At 46.3% G+C, this 18,795-nt stretch carries 17 protein-coding genes; 14 read left to right on the plus strand and 3 right to left on the minus strand.

All coding sequences use genetic code 11. The features are described from left to right. The first annotated feature begins 1 nt into the window (after position 1). The 5 genes from LZP69_RS09765 (at position 2) to LZP69_RS09785 (ending at position 5,308) form a co-directional block, all read left to right on the plus strand. Positions 2-472, plus strand: coding sequence for a phosphatase domain-containing protein (locus LZP69_RS09765; protein WP_234200203.1), 471 nt, complete (start codon positions 2-4; stop codon positions 470-472). A gap of 67 nt (positions 473-539) precedes the next feature. Continuing rightward, complete coding sequence (locus LZP69_RS09770) at positions 540-2,081, plus strand: phospholipase D family protein (protein WP_234200206.1); 1,542 nt, start codon at positions 540-542, stop codon at positions 2,079-2,081. Between the two features lie 90 nt (positions 2,082-2,171). Next, positions 2,172-3,071 carry a chemotaxis protein gene (locus LZP69_RS09775; protein WP_234200207.1) on the plus strand — a complete coding sequence of 300 codons (900 nt, stop codon included), beginning with the start codon at positions 2,172-2,174 and terminating at the stop codon, positions 3,069-3,071. 288 nt (positions 3,072-3,359) lie between these two features. Further along, entirely contained in the window at positions 3,360-4,592 is a 1,233-nt protein-coding gene (gene sstT / locus LZP69_RS09780) for a serine/threonine transporter SstT (protein WP_234200208.1), read from the plus strand. Between the two features lie 308 nt (positions 4,593-4,900). Further along, the gene (locus tag LZP69_RS09785) at positions 4,901-5,308 is read left to right on the plus strand and encodes a hypothetical protein (RefSeq protein WP_234200210.1); all 408 of its coding nucleotides are present in this window, start codon (positions 4,901-4,903) and stop codon (positions 5,306-5,308) included. Positions 5,309-5,335: 27 nt separating this feature from the next. On the opposite strand, the gene LZP69_RS09790 is transcribed toward LZP69_RS09785, so the two are convergent. Then, positions 5,336-5,989 carry an RluA family pseudouridine synthase gene (locus LZP69_RS09790; RefSeq protein ID WP_234200212.1) on the minus strand — a complete coding sequence of 218 codons (654 nt, stop codon included), beginning with the start codon at positions 5,987-5,989 and terminating at the stop codon, positions 5,336-5,338. Positions 5,990-6,160: 171 nt separating this feature from the next. On the opposite strand from LZP69_RS09790, the gene LZP69_RS09795 reads away from it, so the two are divergent. Then, entirely contained in the window at positions 6,161-7,081 is a 921-nt protein-coding gene (locus LZP69_RS09795; protein WP_234200213.1) for a M14 family metallopeptidase, read from the plus strand. A 7-nt stretch (positions 7,082-7,088) separates the two neighbouring features. Here the strand turns inward: LZP69_RS09795 and LZP69_RS09800 are convergent, their stop codons facing one another. Continuing rightward, positions 7,089-7,733: a LysE family translocator gene (locus LZP69_RS09800; RefSeq protein WP_234200215.1), complete on the minus strand. Its 645-nt coding sequence runs from the start codon at positions 7,731-7,733 to the stop codon at positions 7,089-7,091. 221 nt (positions 7,734-7,954) lie between these two features. Between LZP69_RS09800 and nadE the strand changes: the two genes are divergently transcribed. From nadE to LZP69_RS09830, 6 genes are all read left to right on the plus strand, one after another. Continuing rightward, on the plus strand, positions 7,955-8,785 hold the full coding sequence (nadE, locus tag LZP69_RS09805) for an ammonia-dependent NAD(+) synthetase (RefSeq protein ID WP_326490261.1): 831 nt from the start codon (positions 7,955-7,957) through the stop codon (positions 8,783-8,785). Positions 8,786-9,314: 529 nt separating this feature from the next. After that, positions 9,315-9,761, plus strand: coding sequence for a MarR family winged helix-turn-helix transcriptional regulator (locus LZP69_RS09810; RefSeq protein WP_234200219.1), 447 nt, complete (start codon positions 9,315-9,317; stop codon positions 9,759-9,761). A 61-nt stretch (positions 9,762-9,822) separates the two neighbouring features. Then, positions 9,823-10,566, plus strand: coding sequence for an SDR family NAD(P)-dependent oxidoreductase (locus tag LZP69_RS09815; RefSeq protein WP_234200221.1), 744 nt, complete (start codon positions 9,823-9,825; stop codon positions 10,564-10,566). Positions 10,567-10,983: 417 nt separating this feature from the next. Then, positions 10,984-11,472 (plus strand): (R)-mandelonitrile lyase, encoded by a 489-nt coding sequence (locus LZP69_RS09820; protein WP_234200224.1) that lies wholly within the window; start codon positions 10,984-10,986, stop codon positions 11,470-11,472. Beyond that, the gene (locus LZP69_RS09825; protein ID WP_234200226.1) at positions 11,472-11,879 is read left to right on the plus strand and encodes a cyclophilin-like fold protein; all 408 of its coding nucleotides are present in this window, start codon (positions 11,472-11,474) and stop codon (positions 11,877-11,879) included. Before LZP69_RS09820 ends, LZP69_RS09825 begins: the two co-directional genes overlap by 1 nt. Before the next feature lie 60 nt (positions 11,880-11,939). Then, positions 11,940-13,136: an MFS transporter gene (locus LZP69_RS09830; protein WP_234200228.1), complete on the plus strand. Its 1,197-nt coding sequence runs from the start codon at positions 11,940-11,942 to the stop codon at positions 13,134-13,136. Positions 13,137-13,214: 78 nt separating this feature from the next. On the opposite strand, the gene LZP69_RS09835 is transcribed toward LZP69_RS09830, so the two are convergent. Then, entirely contained in the window at positions 13,215-13,658 is a 444-nt protein-coding gene (locus LZP69_RS09835; RefSeq protein ID WP_234200230.1) for a (R)-mandelonitrile lyase, read from the minus strand. A gap of 543 nt (positions 13,659-14,201) precedes the next feature. Between LZP69_RS09835 and LZP69_RS09840 the strand changes: the two genes are divergently transcribed. Continuing rightward, positions 14,202-17,363: a glycoside hydrolase family 2 TIM barrel-domain containing protein gene (locus LZP69_RS09840; RefSeq protein ID WP_234200561.1), complete on the plus strand. Its 3,162-nt coding sequence runs from the start codon at positions 14,202-14,204 to the stop codon at positions 17,361-17,363. A gap of 303 nt (positions 17,364-17,666) precedes the next feature. Continuing rightward, positions 17,667-18,773 carry an alpha/beta hydrolase gene (locus LZP69_RS09845; protein ID WP_234200232.1) on the plus strand — a complete coding sequence of 369 codons (1,107 nt, stop codon included), beginning with the start codon at positions 17,667-17,669 and terminating at the stop codon, positions 18,771-18,773. Positions 18,774-18,795: the final 22 nt, after the last annotated feature.

An 18,795-nucleotide genomic window follows, 5' to 3' on the forward strand; every position in this document is an offset into this window, starting at 1 on the left:
TATGCAACACCTTTTTTGGTTAGTAGAGGGGCGCATTGCGGGCCGTTGTGGTCCTAACAAGGAAAGCTGGGATATTGCTGAGTTAAAACAAGCCGGTATTGGTGCCATATTATCGGTCAATGGTGGTGAAATGTGTGAACCAGAGGCATTTGAGCGTCTGGATATCCGTTATGCCTGCATCCCTTTTTCTAATAATGTGCCGCCTGTCGAGGATGATTTAGCCATCTGTGTCGAGCAGTTGCCTAAGGCGCTGGAATTTATTCATTGCTGCGAGGCCGAAGATGTTCCTGTGTTGATCCATTGCCGCTCGGGTAAAGACAGAACCGGACTTATCATGGCTTACTATCTGATGGCTAATGGCGCCGCGCCGCTGCATGCCGTGAGTCAGGTGCGGGCTATCAGGGATATCGCCTTTAGTGCTGAAGGCTGGGATCAATTTGTGTTTGATGTGCTCTACGCTTTACAGGAGTGAGTGCCATAGCCTATGTTAAGCCCTAATGTCTGTTACCTTTTATGGTTAAATCGGAATGGCTTAAACTATGTTGATTCGGACGGCGGTGAAGAGCGTGACGAGTGCGGCGCGATTATGGATTTACTTGATGCTGTTTGGCCTGATAGCCTGCAGCAGTTTTCCCGAACAGACCCCTCTTAGTCCAAGTTTTCAACTCCCTCCAGCAACAAACTCCCCCCTGGCACACTATTTAGCCGATGAACTCATGCAACATCCCGATGACACCGGGGTGTTGCCTCTGTATTCTGGCGTGGATGCTTTTGTCGCGCGTCTGGCGATTATTGATGCGGCGCAGTCGAGTATCGATCTGCAATATTACATCTATCATGATGATGAAACCGGACGTCTCTTGAGCTGGCATCTTATTGATGCCGCTAATCGAGGGGTGCGTATTCGTGTGCTCCTCGATGATCTCACCACTCAGACTTTAGACGATGCGCTCAGCATACTGGCGCAGCATCCTAATATCGAGATCCGGTTGTTTAATCCCAACTCCGAGCGTAATTTTAGGGGAATCGCCATGTTAGCCGGTCTTTCTCGCCTGAATCATCGTATGCACAATAAGTCCTTAACGGTTGATAATCTCGCGACTATCTTGGGTGGGCGAAATGTCGGGAATGAATATTTTTCGAAAAACAGTGAGGTCGATTTTGGGGATTTCGATCTGTTGACCATAGGCCGGGCAGTAAAACAGGTATCAGATGAGTTCGATCTCTACTGGAATAGCCAGGTAGTACAAAGTATTAATAATTTAGTGCCCGCGGCCGATAAAGAGAAACAAGCACTAGCGATGCAGAGATTAGCAAAGCGAAAGGCCGAGTTTGCCCATGATGAATACTTGAAGCGTCTGGAACTTAGCCAGTTGTTACAGCAGATAAAACAGCATGGGATAAGCTGGTATTGGGGCAAGGCTGAGCTGTTTTATGATCCACCAGAGAAAGCCAAAAATGCTCAAAGAGAGGATTGGCTTTTATCCGATCTAAAGGTATTTCTGTCTCAAGCCAAGCAAGAGGTAGTGATCATCTCGCCCTATTTTGTGCCGACAGCGGCAGGGTGTCAGGTGTTGATTGACGCGGTTAAATCCGGGGTTGCGGTTACTGTGCTAACCAATAGTCTGTCGGCTACCGATGTGCTGGCGGTGTTTGCCGGTTATAAGGCGTACCGACAGCGGTTAGTTGAAAACGGCGTGACAGTTTATGAAGTGAAGGCGAATAACGAGCATAGAATCTCTGCCTGGAAGGGCAGTTCTCGCTCTAGCCTGCATGCGAAAACCTTTGTAATAGATAAGCGTGCGGTGTTTGTGGGTTCCTTTAATTTTGACCCCAGATCGGCCTTGATCAATACCGAAATGGGGTTGACCATAGAACAAGCAGAGTTTGCCCAGGATATCAGTCAACTCTTGCAGCAGGCGTTAACCCGCAACAGTTATCGCTTGGCTCTTGAGGGAGGGCAACTGATCTGGCGCGATGAACTGGATGGCAAGCTTTACTATGCCGATCCTGACACAAGTTTCTGGCAGCGTTTTATGGCGGACTTAATAGGCCTGTTACCTATCGAGTCGCAGCTCTAGCGCTGTGTCTTACATGCTTAATGTCGTCAATTTTTATTGATTATGTTAGGGTTGGTTATCCACGGAAGAAGTATAAAAAGCGGTAAGTTAATGAAAAGTAAGGCATCTCAATTTCAAGGTTTATTACTGTTTCGTTTATCTCTGACGCAGCAGTTTGCGTTAGGCACCCTTAAGATCCGCGAAATTGTGCCTTACACTTCCCTTAGTGCCATTCCTAAATCCCATCCTCATGTTATCGGCGCTGCAACCGTACGGGGGCATACTATTCCCATTATCGATATGGCTGCAGCTGTGGGATACAAACCTATCTCGGCAGAGGAGCGGGAGAAGGCCTATATCATAATCACAGATTGTCAGCGCATGGAGCTGGGCTTTATGGTGCGTGCTATCGACAAGATAGTGCAATGTGATTGGCGTGATATCGAGCCTCCTCAGGACAGTATGGGCAAAAATGCGTTTCTTACCGGCGTCACTCGCGTGGATGACAAGCTGGTACAACTGCTGGATATTGAGCTATTACTGGCGAAGGTATTTCCTGCTGCGCCCGAGTTTACCCATGTTAGCCTTACCTATGTGCAGCGTGAGAAGCTTAAACCGCTTAATATTTTGCTGGTGGACGACTCCAAGGTGGCAAGAAAGCAGCTTAGCGATGCGCTGGACAGCATCAATATTCCCTACCTAGTGACGGGCGATGGCCGCGAGGCCTTAGCCATTATGCAACATGCCCAGCAGGAGGGGCGACCAGTCGATCTGCTGGTGAGCGACATAGAGATGCCTGGGCTGGATGGTTACGAGCTGGCATTTGAGGTAAAAAATGCGCCGTCATTAGCCAAGGCTTACATCATTTTGCACACCTCGCTGTCTAGCGAGATCAGCGTGAGTCAGGCCCATCAGGTTGGGGCGAATGAGGCGCTGACTAAGTTTGATGCCAGAGAACTCATTAATGCCATGCTAAGGGGCGCTGAACACCACAATAAGCGCGAAAATTAGCCTTTTGTGGGATTTAGCCTGTCAATCACGTATTTTCCCAGGTAAATCGCCCCAAATGCTAGACAAGCCCCCTGACTTTCTATAAAACTCAGGGGGAGAAGAGATCAAGCACTCTTGCGTTGTGTCACAGTCCTATCGCGTCATTTTGTGAGATGAGATCTGAATTTGTTGGGCTAACGCTCAGAAATGCCAAAAATGATGACATAAAATAGGCTGATATATAAAAACAAGCGCAGCATAGCGCTGAAATTAGCGTCAAATTTAACTATTAAAGCAATAGGTCAATCAATGAATCAACAAAGTTCTTTCGCTGCCAGACTGTTAGATGGCAGTCTTGTTCTACAAATTATTCTGGGGATAATCGGCGGGATCCTGCTGGCGACTTTTTCTAGTTCAGCGGCACAAAGCGTGGCATTTTTAGGCGACTTGTTTGTCGGTGCGCTTAAGGCCATTGCGCCTATCTTAGTCTTTGTCTTGGTAGCGGCGTCCATTGCTAATCAAAAGAAAAACGCTAAAACCAACATGCGTCCCATCATAGTCCTGTATCTCATCGGCACCTTTGCGGCGGCTGTGACGGCTGTGGTGATGAGCTTCCTGTTCCCCACCACTCTGGTGCTGGTTAACGCGGCAACCGGGACGACGCCACCCGATGGCATAGCTGAGGTGATCAATACCCTGCTGTTTAAGATAGTCGATAACCCAGTCAATGCGCTGATGACAGCTAACTACATCGGGATTCTGGCCTGGAGTATCGGTCTGGGGATTGCGCTGCATCATGCCGGTGACATCACTAAGCATGTATTTGCCGATATCAGCCATGGCGTATCACAAATCGTGCGTTTCATTATTCGTCTTGCGCCTATTGGTATCTTCGGCTTAGTGGCAAACACCTTTGCCATGACAGGTTTTTCGGCCATTGCTGGTTATGCCCAGTTGCTGGCGGTATTGCTAGGTTCTATGTTGATCATCGCCCTGGTGGTTAATCCGCTGATTGTTTGGTATAAAATCAGACGCAACCCTTATCCATTAGTCTTTACTTGCCTGCGAGAGAGTGGTGTTACTGCCTTCTTCACCCGTTCGAGTGCCGCTAATATTCCGGTTAACATGACGCTGTGTGAAAAACTGAAGCTGCATGAAGATACTTATTCAGTGTCGATTCCTTTAGGGGCCACCATTAACATGGGCGGCGCGGCGATCACTATTACCGTGTTGACTCTGGCGGCAGTGAATACCTTAGGGATACAGGTGGATATTCTGACCGCCATTTTGCTCAGTATTGTTGCTGCCGTGTCAGCCTGTGGTGCATCAGGCGTTGCGGGTGGTTCTTTACTGCTTATTCCGCTGGCTTGTAGTCTGTTTGGCATCAGCAATGATGTGGCGATGCAGGTGGTCGCGGTTGGCTTTATTATCGGTGTGATCCAAGACAGCGCCGAAACAGCACTGAACAGTTCAACCGACGTTGTTTTCACCGCATCAGCCTGTGAAGCGGCGGAGCGTGCACAAAACCAAGAGCAAGCATAGTTTTCCTTAAGTTATGTCTTCTAAGATCCGGCGAGCTTGCTCGCCGGATTTTTTATGCCCTGGTCGCTACTCTCTTCTCTAAATTACCTTCTCTAAATTCGCTGCACATTTTTAGCAAATCGAGCGGCCTAATTTGAGCGTTAAAGCCAGATTGAGTTTGCATCAAAAGTGACTTGGATCGCGTTTTTATTTTATATATCAGATACAATTTTCGCCGATGAAAAAGCGTAATTATTGTTAAATGATTGGCTTAGGGTCTATCTTTTGACTGTGCGGCAAATTTGTCGACAGGGAGATGTTAGATAATTATGAACTCTAAACTCAAATTGATGTTAGACGAAACCTGTGTAGATGATGAGCACTCATTATTGCAAGTCTTTGAAATGCCAGTGGTTGAAAAGCGTAAGCGGCTAAACTGGCAACAAAGTGACAGAGCGGGACGTCAAATTGTGGGGCACTGGGTCGATGACCGCTGCGCCATGGGTGATAGAATTACCCTCTATCGGCAGGATGATAAGCTGTTTATCGAGACCTGGTTTAACGACGGTTGCCATAGTCTGGATGAATTAAAGACCAAAGAGACAGACGCTGGATTGAGACTCGAAGATCTGCGCGGCAATCTGTTTGGCGATTATTTCTTGCTGACCAAAGAGCATGATTTGCAGTTTTGTAACAGTGAAGAGTGCTTTTATACGGCTAAACCCATCGCCGCATAACCAGATGGCTTGCGGCGACAGTCGCGATTAAAAGGGATGTTTGCTGTAAAACCCTATGGTTTTTTGGCTGAAGGGATGAGTGATAGTCAAGTGCTGGGCATGCAGGCACAAACGTGTCGATGCCTTGATGATTCGCTCATCGCCATAAAAATCATCACCAAGAATAGTATGACCTATGGCCTTCATATGCAGGCGCAGCTGGTGAGTACGGCCCGTAATGGGGTTGAGTTTGACCAGCGTGCTGTTTGCTCGTCTCTCTAATACTTCAAAATAAGTGGTGGAACTCTTGCCATCGTCTGCGATCATCTGCAGCGGCGGTTCGGCTTTATCTGCCTTCATCGCCAAGCTTATCTTACCTTCATCCTGCTCAATGATGCCGTCCACAAGCGCCACATAGTATTTCTCAGTCTGGCGATTTTGAAATTGGGTCTTTATATTGGACTCGGCCTTTTTATTTAAGGCAAACACCATCAGCCCAGACGTCGCGCAATCGAGGCGGTGCAACAAGATGGCCTCTGGGATGAATTGCAGCAGACGATTGAGGGCACAATCGTGGGTATTTTCGGCGCGACCGGGATTGGATAACAAACCCGAAGGCTTATTGATCACCACTATGTCTCTGTCTTGATAGCGGATATCGAGCCAGGGAATGGCAGGGGGCTGATAAGTAAAAATTTTCATTGAGTCTCCTTGGCGGCGATCCTACCAAAGAATCTGCTTGCTGCCTATCTGTAAGGGAGCCTTGCCATGTCTGAGCCTCAGCCCTTGTCGTTCAAGCAAGCATCTGACTCGTGATCTGCGCCGCGATCTGTTAGTTTGGCAGCAGTTTTGATCAATCTTTTAGGACTATGTATGAGCTCAGCGAAAGTGTATGCCATAGGAACGCCCGGTCAGAAGTGGGGCGATCAAGAAAAAGCCCAGTGGCGCCAGGCGCAGCAGAAAAAACGATCTTATCAGCAAGAGGTGGTGAGTAAGATAGAGTCGATGCCTGACAGTTTAGAAGTAAGCCAATACGGTGAGCTTAATTATTCTGAGGGGCAGTATCCCCTTTATGCCCTTAAAAGCCGTAACTGGAGTGAGAACAAGCCGACAGTCCTGGTTACTGGCGGTGTGCATGGTTATGAGACCAGCGGCGTTCAAGGAGCGCTGAGGTTTGCACAAACCGCGGCAGCGCAATACAGCGAGCAGTTTAATCTGCTGATCGCACCGTGTGTCAGCCCCTGGGGATATGAAACCATTAATCGCTGGAATCCCTTGGCCATCGATCCTAACCGCTCATTCGTGCCCCAAAGTCCGGCAGCGGAATCGGCGGCCTTGATGAGTTTGGTTGCCAAACTCAATGTAAAACTGCTGGCCCACATAGATCTGCACGAAACCACTGATACAGATAACAGCGAGTTTCGTCCGGCCTTGGCGGCCCGCGATGCCGTGCCCCATAAAAATTGGGATATTCCCGATGGCTTTTATCTGGTGGGTGACAGTGAAAACCCTTGTGATGAGATGCAGGCGGCCATTATCGACGCCGTTGCCAAAGTGACTCACATTGCGCCGGCCGATGAAGATAAGTGTCTGATAGGCGCGTCTATTACTCAGTTTGGGGTGATCAATTATCCGACCAAGCAGCTGGGCCTATGCACAGGTTTCAGTGATGCTAGCTTTAACACCACGACTGAGGTGTATCCAGACAGCCCCTCGGTGGATGATGAGAACTGTATCTTGGCGCAGGTGGCCGCAGTGACCAGTGCCTTGGATTATATTTTGCAGGCTGATTAACTAAAATCTAAATCAGCCGGCTGATAATCACTAAGGTCACACTGATAAACAGGGCGCCCGTGAGCAGATTGATTGCGGGCGTTGCCCTTTGTAGTTTCTGCTGCACGCTAGGTTTAGACAGTACCAGGGCGATGAGGCTGAACCAGATAAGCGACAGACTGAATAACAGCGCAGTGATGGCAACTTTAGTGGTGATGCTGACTTGTGGGGTGATCAAACTGGAGAACAGGGTGATAAAAAACACCAGGGCTTTAGGGTTGAGCAGATTGGTTGACATCCCCTGAATGAATCCCTGCAAGCTGCTCAGTCCTTGTGATGGGCTGACGTCTACCGCCAGCGCCTGCTGCTGACGCCAGTGTGCAATCCCACTTTTTATTGCACCATATCCCATCCAGGCAAGGTAACTTGCTCCCATCAACTGCACAGCCAAATAGAGGTTGGGTGAGCTTTTGATCACAAGGCTGACCCCTGTCAGACTCAATATGGTGTGCATTGTGATGGCAACTGCGAGTCCCAGGGCGCAGGCCAAAGCCGTCTGGCGCCGCTCCTGACTTGCGAGTTTAACCACAAGCACAAAATCAGGGCCTGGGCTGGCAAGTGCCAGAGTGTGGATAACTGCCAGAGAGAGTAAGAGTTGATAGTCGAGTGCCATTGTCTTTTATCGTGTTAAGTCATTAAAAAGCGGTAGCTAATCCTGTTACCGAGTCAGTCAGTGTAGCCAGTTAGCTTGGTGCTGACCAGCAATTAATCTTTCGGTGAGATCAGGTAAATAATCGCCATTCTTTGAGGTATGGAGAGTGAATTCTGTAATTAATTAGCTCATAATGGGGCGCGAATATTATGCTCACAGCTATTTTAACCGGAGTCGGACTTGTGAAAGGACAGATCATACGCGAAATGAAGGTGCAACCTGTCATTGAAGTAGATTACGAGGTGCAAAGACGTATTGCTTTTATTAAAGCCAAACTAAAAGAAGCCAAAGCGACAAGTTTAGTATTAGGGATCAGTGGCGGGGTCGACTCCTCCCTGGCCGGGCGTCTGTGTCAACTCGCTGTGAACGAGCTTAATCAGGAAAGTGATGATAATAGTTACCAGTTTATCGCCGTTCGACTGCCTTTTAAGGTGCAAAAAGATGAAGATGAGGCGCAGTTAGCCTGCCAGTTTATTGAGCCCAGCAAGTTGGTGACTGTGAACATTGGCGAAGGCGTTGAGGGCGTTCATCATCAGACTCTTATTGGATTAGAAGCAGCCGGTGTGATCTCCCACCCCCATAGCAGTGTCGATTTTGTCAAAGGCAATGTGAAAGCCAGAATGCGTATGATTGCCCAATATGAGATCGCAGGTTTAACCGGTGGTTTAGTGGTAGGGACAGACCATAGCGCCGAAAACATTACCGGCTTTTACACCAAGTGGGGCGATGGCGCCTGTGATTTGGCGCCTCTGTTTGGTCTAAGCAAGCGTCAGGTGCGTAAGTTGGCCGCCGCCTTAGGCGCGCCAGACATCCTAGTCAATAAGACGCCAACGGCGGATCTCGAGTGCGATCAACCTCAGCTAGAAGATGAAGTTGCGCTCGGACTGACCTATGATCAGATAGATGATTTTCTCGAAGGCAAAGCGGTCGACGCCGCAGTCGAGAAGCGTTTGATCGCCATCTATAATGCGACGCAACATAAGCGTCAATCTATACCGACTATCTATGATTAAATCTTGATAATGCGATTGAAATAGACATTAAATGTCCTGCATTATCAATGAAAAGGCAGTGAAATCTAAATTCACTGCTTTTTTTATTTCAATATCCTAGGTAACTAAAGTAATCTGAGTCCTTGTTGTACCGCAGGTACAGCGGCGAGAAGAGAAGCGTGCTCCCGTTTGCACCACTTTATGGCATCGATAACCATGAGGATGTTCGGTTTCATCACTCGCGGCTTTCCCTTACTCTGGTGTAGAACAGTATGCCGTTATCAATATACTATTCCTGCAGCTGATTCATTCCTTGATCTTCTATGTTCAACAGAAAACGTAATGACTAATCTTAAGTTAAATCAGTAACATGCTTCTCTATTTTTCTTGCCTGCTTTCTTGCCTACACTCTTGCAGGATAGTTCATTTTTACCGACAGAGTGTGGAAGATGATGGGGTTGAAATAGAATCATAGCAACAAGATTTAATTGACATCTAACATAAAGGTTGTGTATACAACTAATATCTTGTTCAGATCACTTGATAACGTATGCCTCAATATAACCACCATCAATCTCTAGGTCACCTAACCGGATTAGCAAGCCGATTATTTAATCGCTTATTAACGACACGCTTTAGACAGGCGGGTATAGAGATCACCGCAGAGCAATGGGGAGTTATTTTATTGCTGCAAAATCAAGGAGAGCTTTCGCAGAATCAAATCTGTGAGTTGTTGTACTTGGAAAAATCCAGTGTCAGCCGTTCCATTGCGAGCCTTGAAAACCGTGGATGGATACAAAGGACGCGCTCAGATACCGATAGCCGAAGTAAGTTGGTTGCGTTAACGGAGCAATCTTTATCGGTTGTCGAAACTTGTGCAGAGATCGCCAGTTCGGTGTTAGTGGATGCTCAGCAAGATCAGAGCTTATTGGCTCTTGAGCGAAGTCGGCAGCATTTGGCTGATGTGATCACCAATTTGAGAAAGCTTAACCAATAACATTAGGTCGGCTACTGCCTCGGTGGTGCCGTATTAAACCAATTAAAATAGGAGTCGTTAGATGTCGAAACGTAATGCATTAATAACAGGTGGGGCGCGAGGCATTGGCGCTGCGACCGCAAAAGCATTAGCAGCAGATGGTTTTCGTGTTTTTATCAATTACGTCAATAGTGCCTCAGTGGCTGCCGAGCTTGCGAAGGAGATCCAAGCCGCTGGTGGAGAAGCCTATACGATTCAGGCCGATGTGAGAGACGATACTCAGATCCAAGCGATGTTTGATAGCATTTCGAATGAACATGGCGGCGTCGATATCTTAGTGTCAAATGCCAACATGAATTTTACGCCTAAGCCATTTATGGAGCAGACATGGGAAGAGTTTTCACAAAAACTCAATGACGAAATGCATGCGGCTTATCAAACCACCAAACTTGCTGCAGAAAGTATGAAGCGGAAGCAGTATGGCCGTTTAGTGTTTATTTCTAGTACCTTATCTGAGGTACCTGCTCCGAGTTTTATTGCCCATGGGAGTGCTAAAGGTGCATTAGACAGCTTCAGTAAGTATCTGGCTCAAGAGCTTGGGCCTTATGGCATTACTTCAAATATTGTAGCGCCGGGCTTAGTGGAAACCGATGCGACCAAAGATGCACCTGAAGAATTTAAAGAGATGATCAGAATGCATACGCCTACGCAGAAAATCGCCACCCCTGAAGATGTTGCCAATACGGTTCGCTATTTAGTCAGTGAAGCCAGTGGTCATATTACTGCTACCTATCAACCTGTATGTGGTGGCGCTTATATTCAATAACAGGCGCCAGGTCTGAAGACCTTTACTGAAGATTTTGCAATTGCACCTTTTAGTTGTAACAGTGGCTAAAGGGTGCTTTTTTTTGCTTTGTAAAAGCTGTTTAAATACAAAAGGGTAAAACGATTTACTGCCAATGATTGAGCACATCTCTTTTAGGCGAATCCCCAAATAGCTTTGAGTATTCCCTGGAGAACTGGGATGGGTTTTGGTAACCCACTTTATAAGCCGCAGTCGATGCACCCTGACTTTTTGCGATCATTAACTTTCTGCGATCGTTAACCTTTAAGCTTCCATTATGCTAAGCCGGACGATTGGGCAATCATCTCCCAGTAATGAACTATGGGTTACTTTTATAAAAGCCTAAAGTTAGATTAGAGAATCTACTATGTTTCGTTAACCATTTTTGGAGTGAAAGAAATGTCCCTATCATCCATCAGGCTAGCATCTGTGACTTTGCTTATTTTTATGACGGGTTATATCCAAGCACAAGAGGCACAGCCAACAAAGATTACTGTGGCTAAGAACGGCTCTCAGCTACCTATGACGGGGCTTGAACCCTATTTTACGGGTGATGTTCGTGTTGAGCCCTTGTTTGCTGCAAAAGGGGAAGAGCGCGCAGCTGGTGCAACTGTGACGTTTGAGCCAGGCAGTCGCACCAATTGGCATACCCATCCCGTGGGGCAAACCTTAATAGTCACTTCAGGCATGGGCTGGGTGAAACAAGAAGGCGAAACAAGGCTTGAAATTCATCCTGGCGATGTGGTCAAAATTCCTGCTAATGTCCGTCACTGGCATGGTGCGACCTCGACAACAGCCATGACACACATTGCGATTCAGGAAGCCAAAGAAGGCAGTGTGGTTAAGTGGCTGGAGCCTGTGACTAAGGCCCAGTACGAAAAAAAGTAATGCAGTCGGCTAAAAGTGTTCATCAAACAGCGGCTCAAGCTAAGGTATCGACCATGAAGGTGAGTTTGACAATTAATGGCCAGCAACTATTTGCAACGTTAGCTAATAACCCCACAGCAAAAGACTTTTACAGTATGTTGCCGTTGCGGTTGCCTCTGAAGGATTACGCCAGTACAGAAAAAATAGCCTATTTAGCGCGTAAATTAACTAAGGCCGATGCACCGGCAGGTACTGCGGGCAAAATAGGTGATATTACTTATTATGCGCCTTGGGGGAATTTAGCCATTTTTTACCGGGATTTTGGTTATGCTGCTGGCTTGATCACCTTAGGTCGTTTGAGTGGTGATATCTCTTTGTTGTCGACTGCAGGAGACGTTGAAGTATTAATAGCGCCTGTTGAGCCTTAGTCAGTGCGACATAGTGTTACTTGCTCTGGTTATTTACACCCTATATTGAGATAGGCTGTTATGAGATTATCGGTTCATCATTCCTTTTTTATTGCCTCATTGGCTTTTATACTGGTCTTTGCCACCTCTGGCGCACCTATCTCGCTATTTAATACCTATCGACTTGAGAATGGCTTATCGAACAGTGATTTAGGTCTTGTCTCCTTGGGGTACTTTATCGCAGCGGCGATTGCACTATTAATGTTTGGTCGTTTGTCTAACTTCATTGGCCGTAAGCCTATGGCGATCATCGCTTTGCTGTGTGTTATTGTTTCCTGTCTTTTGCTTACCCAAATGCACAGTGTTCCCGTGTTATTTGTTGCTCGAGTTTTGCAAGGTCTGGCTTGCGGTATCGCGACCAGCAGTATCGGTGCTTATGTTGTCGATCTGTCTGAAGGTAAACCGGGATGGCTAGTCGCTGCAGTGACAAGTACTTCACCCATGATTGGGATCTCAAGTGGGGCGATCACTAGCGGGGCATTGGTGAGTTGGGGGCCTTGGCCAAGAGTGTTGATATTCATCCTATTGTTGAGTTTTTTACTCGCTTGTCTGCTGCTAGTGTTTTTCTCTCCAGAAACCATCAAACGTAAGTCTGGGGGGCTAGCGGCTTTATGGCCAAATCTTTATCTGCCTAAGGAGCGTTTATGGGCTTTTTTAATTATGGCTTGCTGCGTTATTGCCACTTGGTCATTGGGCGCTTTTTACCAAGCTTTTGGCCCCTCAATTGTTGCTGAGCAACTTGGAACCCGCAGTGCAATTGTGTCGGCCCTGGCTTTCTCATCTGTGATGATATTGACGCCGCTGGGCGGCTATATAACCAGCAATATGGCTTCAACTTTCGCGGTAAGGTTAGGCATGGGGCTGTATATTGCCTCTGCTATTTTGATTCTAATTGCCCTTGAGCAGGCTTGGTTGGTGCTATTTTTTGTCGCAAGTTTACTTGTCGGTGTAGCTCAAGGTATTGCAACGACTGCGTGTTTAAAAGTGTTACTTCACGGTATAGATATCGAGTATCGTGCAGGACTGTTATCCACGGTATTTGTGGTTTCCTATTCTGGCGCAGTATTTCCTGGCATGGTTGCCAGTCTTGCTGCCACAAGCTTTAGCGTCTTTGAAATCTGTGTGGGCTATGTGGTTCTGGGGATTATCGCCGCCAGTATCGCGATAGGAGCTTCATCTAGAATACAATTCTCACCTAAAGTATCCGTTAATGCCTAAATAGATAATTAGTCAGCTGTTTTATGCAAAAAGGCGAACCTAAGTTCGCCTTTTTTGTGTTGATATCTTGCTGCAGATTTAATCTGTTTTGACTTCTGATGCGAGATAATCTTGATCCGATACAGGTTCAAACCAGTCAACGGCTTTTCCATCTAAGGCTTCTTGAATCGCCACATGCTGCATGCTTGATCCGTCGGTGGCGCCATGCCAATGCTTACGGCCGCAATTACACCAAATTAGATCGCCTGGACGGATTTCGGTTTTCGGGCCGCCTTCGCACTGGGTCCAACCTTTGCCCTGGGTGACAAGTAGGATCTGTCCTAGTGGGTGGCTGTGCCAATGGGTACGAGCACCTGTCTCAAAGTTAACCACTGCCATACCCACACGGCAGGGAGCTGGCGCATTAAAGAGTGTGCTGATGTAGACATCGCCGGTGAACCAATCGCTCGGGCCTTTGACAGCTTTCATATCTTCAGAGCGGATCACTTGCATGTTCGCGGTTGGAGATTCGTTGGTACTCATTTCTTGTTCCTCATACAAAACACTCGCAAGCACTGCAGGTTGAGAGTGCTGGTTGATAGGATTTAGGAATAAACCCAAGCCACTTATTAATTTATTGGTGATTCAGTATGAACCATAAATTGACAAAATTTGGCGGGTTTAACTTGCAGCTAGAACAGTAAAAAATAATAAGACTTTGTCTCAAGGTGCGATAAAGCGTATCAGCCTAATCGCATATGGGGCGTATCAATTATATGAATATTATGTTTGTTCCTGTCTGAAGCTGAAGTACCAATCCTGTCATTTTCTTGCCTAATATTCCGAGGGTTTAAAGGTGTTGATAAATCAAAACAAGCAATTGTTAGGAATGAGAAAACGATGATTGAATCTACAACGCTAACAATAGTAGTATTGTATTAACATTGGTAAAAAAGGGGGCGGCATTTCAGTCTTATTAGGAGTGCGTTATGAACATCTTCTGTGGGGAAAGGATGTTGTGATTGATTACCACTTCAATAGTGCCATACCCATTACAAACATGATAAGGAACCTGTTGTGGTAAAGATGAATGGTCAACACCTAAAACCTATTGCAGCGGCTATTGCCTGCTTACTTTTATCTGGGTGCCAATCCGGAGAGGTCAATGAAGCCAACTTGCAAAAACAGCAAGCAAGCAGTGTGCATGATTGGGAGAATCCGGCCGTTTTCGATATTGGTTCGTTACCCGATCGCGCTTTCTTCGCTTCATACCCTGATAAACAAGCGGCACTTGCCGGTGATGACAGAGGCTCGAGTCATTACCATTCGTTAAATGGAGAGTGGCATTTTAATTTTGTTGAGAAGCCATCGCTTCGCCCGACAGATTTCTATGCAGAGAATTTCGATGTCTCCAAGTGGCCACTCACGCCAGTTCCCTCCAATTGGCAGTTACAAGGTTATGATTATCCCATTTATGTGAATCATGGGTATGGGTTCCCCAAAAATAAGCCTTTTGCCCCTGAGTACAATCCTGTCGGCTCATATAGAAGAGACTTTACCGTCGATGAAAAATGGCAAGATAAGCGCATTATTTTACATTTTGGCGCGGTGAGATCGGCGTTTTATGTTTGGGTCAATGGTCAGAAGGTGGGTTATAGCCAAGATGGCAAGCTGCCTGCAGAATTTGATATTACCTCTCTGGTTAAAGCCGGTAACAACAGTGTCGCGGTAGAGGTGTATCGCTGGAGTGATGGCAGCTATCTAGAAGATCAGGATATGTGGCGCATCAGTGGTATTCAGCGTGATGTGTTTTTACAAGTGGTGCCTAAAACACAATTGTGGGACTTCCATGCTAAAACTAAGTTAATCAACGACTTTAAAGATGGCTCGCTGGCGCTGGATGTCGATATTGAGAACACGCTCACCGAACCTGCTAAGGCGACCCTCACAGCTCAGATGTTCGATGGAGAGCAACTGCTTTGGCAAGAACAGAGTGAGCTTGAAGTCGCTGGCAATCAAAAAGCGCAGGCGACATTTAATCAGCAATTTGCCAATGTCACGCCTTGGTCAGCTGAGGTGCCGAAATTATATGACTTAATCCTGACCTTAAGCATCCCTGGTCAAGAAGAGCAGGTGGTACGTCAACCGATTGGCTTCAAGAATGTCAAAATTGAAAACGGTTTACTTAAGGTCAACGGGCAGCCCATCATCATCAAAGGGGTAAACCGTCACGAACATGAGCCTGCCACTGGTCAAGTGGTGAGCCGCGAAGGCATGCTCAAAGATATTGAGCTGATGAAGCTTAATAATATCAATACGGTCAGAGCCTCCCATTATCCTAATGATCCTTACTGGTATCAACTTTGCGATCAGTATGGTTTGTACGTTATCGATGAAGCTAACGTTGAGTCCCATGGCTATGAGTTTGAGCAAGATGGCTTAGGTAACGATCCTCAATTCAAAGCCGCTATTCTTGATCGTGTCCATGGCATGATTGAGCGCGATAAAAACCATGCTTCGATTATTTCTTGGTCTTTAGGTAATGAAATTGGTCCAGGTCCCAATATTCGTGCGGCGTATTTACTCGCTAAAGAACTGGATGATAATCGCATCGTTCAATATGAAACCCGTGCCGATTGGTACAAAGAGAAAATGACCGATGTGGTCGGCTGGATGTACGCCAATCGTGAAGAGATCAGCGATAAGTATCTTGGCAAATACCCTGACACGCCATTTATTTGGGTTGAGTATGCTCATACCATGGGCAATAGCGGCGGTAACCTAAAAGAACTCTGGGACTTCGTGTATGAGCATCCTCAGTTTCAGGGGGGCAGTATTTGGGACTGGGTCGATCAAGGCCTTTATCAGACCAATGACAAAGGTGAAACCTACTTGGCCTATGGTGGCGATTTTGAGCCAGAAGGGGTAAGAAATGCCAACAATTACTTGGCAAATGGTCTGATTGGTGCCGATCGCGTTCCCCATCCCGTGCTCTATGAAGTGAATAAGGTTTATCAAAATATTCATGTAGAGCAACTGGAAAATGGCAAATACCGCGTTATCAACCGTAATTTCTTCCGTGACCTAAGTTATGTCCAACCTGTCTGGTCTTTATTGGAAGATGGTAAAGTGGTTGCTAGTGGTGAACTCGCTAAGATGAATACTGCACCGCAACAAGAAGCTGAGATCTCACTCGATGTTGCAGGTCGTTATGTGAAGCAACCTGGCCATGAGTATCTGCTTGATCTTAAGTTTTTACTGAATGAGCAAGAGGGGATTATTCCACAAGGTCATCCGGTAGCAACAGAGCAATTTATTCTCCAGCCTAAGCAGACCCAAGAGGTATTGGCTGATGCAGATGATCTGAAAGTCACACAAGCGAATAATGTTATTCAAGTGTCTTCTGGGAAAAACAGCGTTGCATTTGATAAAGGAACAGGGCGTCTATCAAGTTACCGCATTGATGGCACAGAGCTGATAAAAGAAGGCTTATTCCCTAACTTCTGGCGTGCAATGACAGATAAAGATAATGGCAACCGTTTGTGGGAGAAGTCGGCGGCATTTTACAAAGATGCCCCTGAAAAAGCACAAGTGATAGCGGTGGATGTTGATAAGGCAGATGGTAAAGCAAAAATTGATTTTACCCTGCATTTCCCAACGTTAAATAGTAATGCCACCATAGAATATCTGGTGGGTAAGGATGCCAGTGTTGCGATCAACTATATCGCTAAATTGGAGAAGTCATTACCTGAGATGCCTAGGTTTGGTTTAAAGATGCAGTTACCTGAGGGGTTTGAGTCGGTCACTTGGTATGGCCGTGGTCCTTGGGAGAACTATCAAGATCGTAAGAGTGCTGCTGATTTAGGTATCTATCAGTCCCGTGTGACAGACTTTTACACCCCTTATATTCGCCCTCAGGAGAATGGGAACCGCAGCGACACCCGTTGGCTGGAGATCACCAATGCTGCCGGGGTAGGCTTGAAACTTGTCGGTGAGCCAAAGTTTGATTTTACGGCGCACCACAATACTATCGCCGATTTTGATTATCCGAAAATTGGTGCAAATCGCCACTCGACCGATATCAAACCACGTCCATTAACTGAACTGATCATTGATTTACGTCAGCGAGGCGTGGGTGGTGATAATACCTGGGGATCTACACCCTATGAACCCTACCGCTTACTGCCAAGTAAGCAGCAAGAATATCAATTGCAATTGATTTTACAGCCCTTAAATAGCCAATCTTAATAGGTAAAAGGCCTTAACCATGTCAATGGTTAAGGCCTTTGTCTTAATCATTCTGTATTGTTCGTTTTGCTAATAAGCCGGATTATTAGGCAATAAAGTGAGAGTATTAATCTAACGGCCGCAGTACACCTTTTGACATAATCTATTCATGGATTAATGCATCGGGCTTTTCCCTATGTATTAGGTCGACATCTTATCAACACCCATTGGAAACAATGAGTTGAAGCCGTCGGCATAGTAAGGTCAAAGCTGTTTCAGTATTGAACTTAGTTCTAGTTAATCACTTTACATTAGGAATTTTCCATGAATAAACAAGATACAGTTACTGCTCCTTTAGCTGAAAAGACAATATCTGATGCTAGTCGTCGAGATGTGATTAAAAAAGCCGGAGTCGCTATTGCTGCATTAGGCGTTGGCTCGCTTTCGACAAGGGTTTCTGCTGATTCATCGTTAACATTAGATTCGGCTTGGGATAAGACATTTGCCAAGAGCGATAAGGTCAATCACAAGAAGGTTAGTTTTAAAAATCGTTATGGCATTACATTAGCGGCTGATCTATACCAACCTAAAAATGCTGAAGGTAAACTGTCTGCTATCGTCTTGAGTGGTCCTTTTGGTGCGGTTAAAGAGCAGTCTTCTGGCCTGTACGCACAAACCATGGCTGAACGTGGTTTTGTTACCTTGGCTTTCGATCCATCCTATACGGGTGAAAGTAGTGGGGAGCCACGTAATATCGCTTCACCTGATATCAATACGGAAGACTTTAGTGCAGCAGTGGATTTTATAGGCTTGCTGCCAAATGTGGATCGCGAGCGTATCGGTGCCATTGGCATTTGTGGCTGGGGTGGCATGGTGTTAAACGCCGCAGCAGTAGACAAGCGTATTAAGGCCGTTGTGGCGAGTACCATGTACGATATGACGCGTTTATATTCAAAAGGTTACAATGACAGTGTTACCTTAGAACAACGCACACAAGCTCTTGAGCAACTAAGCCAACAACGTTGGGCGGATGCCGAAAAGGGTGAGCCTGTGTATGGACCTGTGTCGCTAGAGTTAAAAGGCGGCGAACCACAATTTGTGGTGGAATATGCCGATTACTATAAATCGAGCGAACGTGGTTTTCATCCAAGAGCGATTAATTCAAATTCAGCATGGTCGTTAACTACACCTACTTCATTCATGAATATGCCGATTTTGAGTTACATTTCAGAAATTTCGCCACGTCCTATTTTGTTGGTACACGGTGAAAAAGCGCATTCTCGATATTTTAGTGAAACGGCTTTTGAGGCGGCGAATCAACCTAAAGAGTTAATGATCATCCCTGGTGCCAGCCACACTGACTTATATGATCAGATGGATATCATTCCATTCGATAAACTAACCGAGTTTTTTAAAGCCAATTTAGCCTAATAATGGGTCTTTAATTCCTGAT

The organism is Shewanella sp. AS1 (genome assembly GCF_021412565.1).
Lineage (GTDB): Bacteria > Pseudomonadota > Gammaproteobacteria > Enterobacterales > Shewanellaceae > Shewanella.

Coding starts and splice junctions, on each gene's coding strand:
- LZP69_RS09765 (WP_234200203.1), top strand. CDS start 2: ATGCAACACCTTTTTTGGTTAGTAGAGGGGCGCATTGCGGGCCGTTGT.
- LZP69_RS09770 (WP_234200206.1), top strand. CDS start 540: ATGTTGATTCGGACGGCGGTGAAGAGCGTGACGAGTGCGGCGCGATTA.
- LZP69_RS09775 (WP_234200207.1), top strand. CDS start 2,172: ATGAAAAGTAAGGCATCTCAATTTCAAGGTTTATTACTGTTTCGTTTA.
- sstT (WP_234200208.1), top strand. CDS start 3,360: ATGAATCAACAAAGTTCTTTCGCTGCCAGACTGTTAGATGGCAGTCTT.
- LZP69_RS09785 (WP_234200210.1), top strand. CDS start 4,901: ATGAACTCTAAACTCAAATTGATGTTAGACGAAACCTGTGTAGATGAT.
- LZP69_RS09790 (WP_234200212.1), bottom strand. CDS start 5,989: ATGAAAATTTTTACTTATCAGCCCCCTGCCATTCCCTGGCTCGATATC.
- LZP69_RS09795 (WP_234200213.1), top strand. CDS start 6,161: ATGAGCTCAGCGAAAGTGTATGCCATAGGAACGCCCGGTCAGAAGTGG.
- LZP69_RS09800 (WP_234200215.1), bottom strand. CDS start 7,733: ATGGCACTCGACTATCAACTCTTACTCTCTCTGGCAGTTATCCACACT.
- LZP69_RS09810 (WP_234200219.1), top strand. CDS start 9,315: ATGCCTCAATATAACCACCATCAATCTCTAGGTCACCTAACCGGATTA.
- LZP69_RS09815 (WP_234200221.1), top strand. CDS start 9,823: ATGTCGAAACGTAATGCATTAATAACAGGTGGGGCGCGAGGCATTGGC.
- LZP69_RS09820 (WP_234200224.1), top strand. CDS start 10,984: ATGTCCCTATCATCCATCAGGCTAGCATCTGTGACTTTGCTTATTTTT.
- LZP69_RS09825 (WP_234200226.1), top strand. CDS start 11,472: ATGCAGTCGGCTAAAAGTGTTCATCAAACAGCGGCTCAAGCTAAGGTA.
- LZP69_RS09830 (WP_234200228.1), top strand. CDS start 11,940: ATGAGATTATCGGTTCATCATTCCTTTTTTATTGCCTCATTGGCTTTT.
- LZP69_RS09835 (WP_234200230.1), bottom strand. CDS start 13,658: ATGAGTACCAACGAATCTCCAACCGCGAACATGCAAGTGATCCGCTCT.
- LZP69_RS09840 (WP_234200561.1), top strand. CDS start 14,202: ATGAATGGTCAACACCTAAAACCTATTGCAGCGGCTATTGCCTGCTTA.
- LZP69_RS09845 (WP_234200232.1), top strand. CDS start 17,667: ATGAATAAACAAGATACAGTTACTGCTCCTTTAGCTGAAAAGACAATA.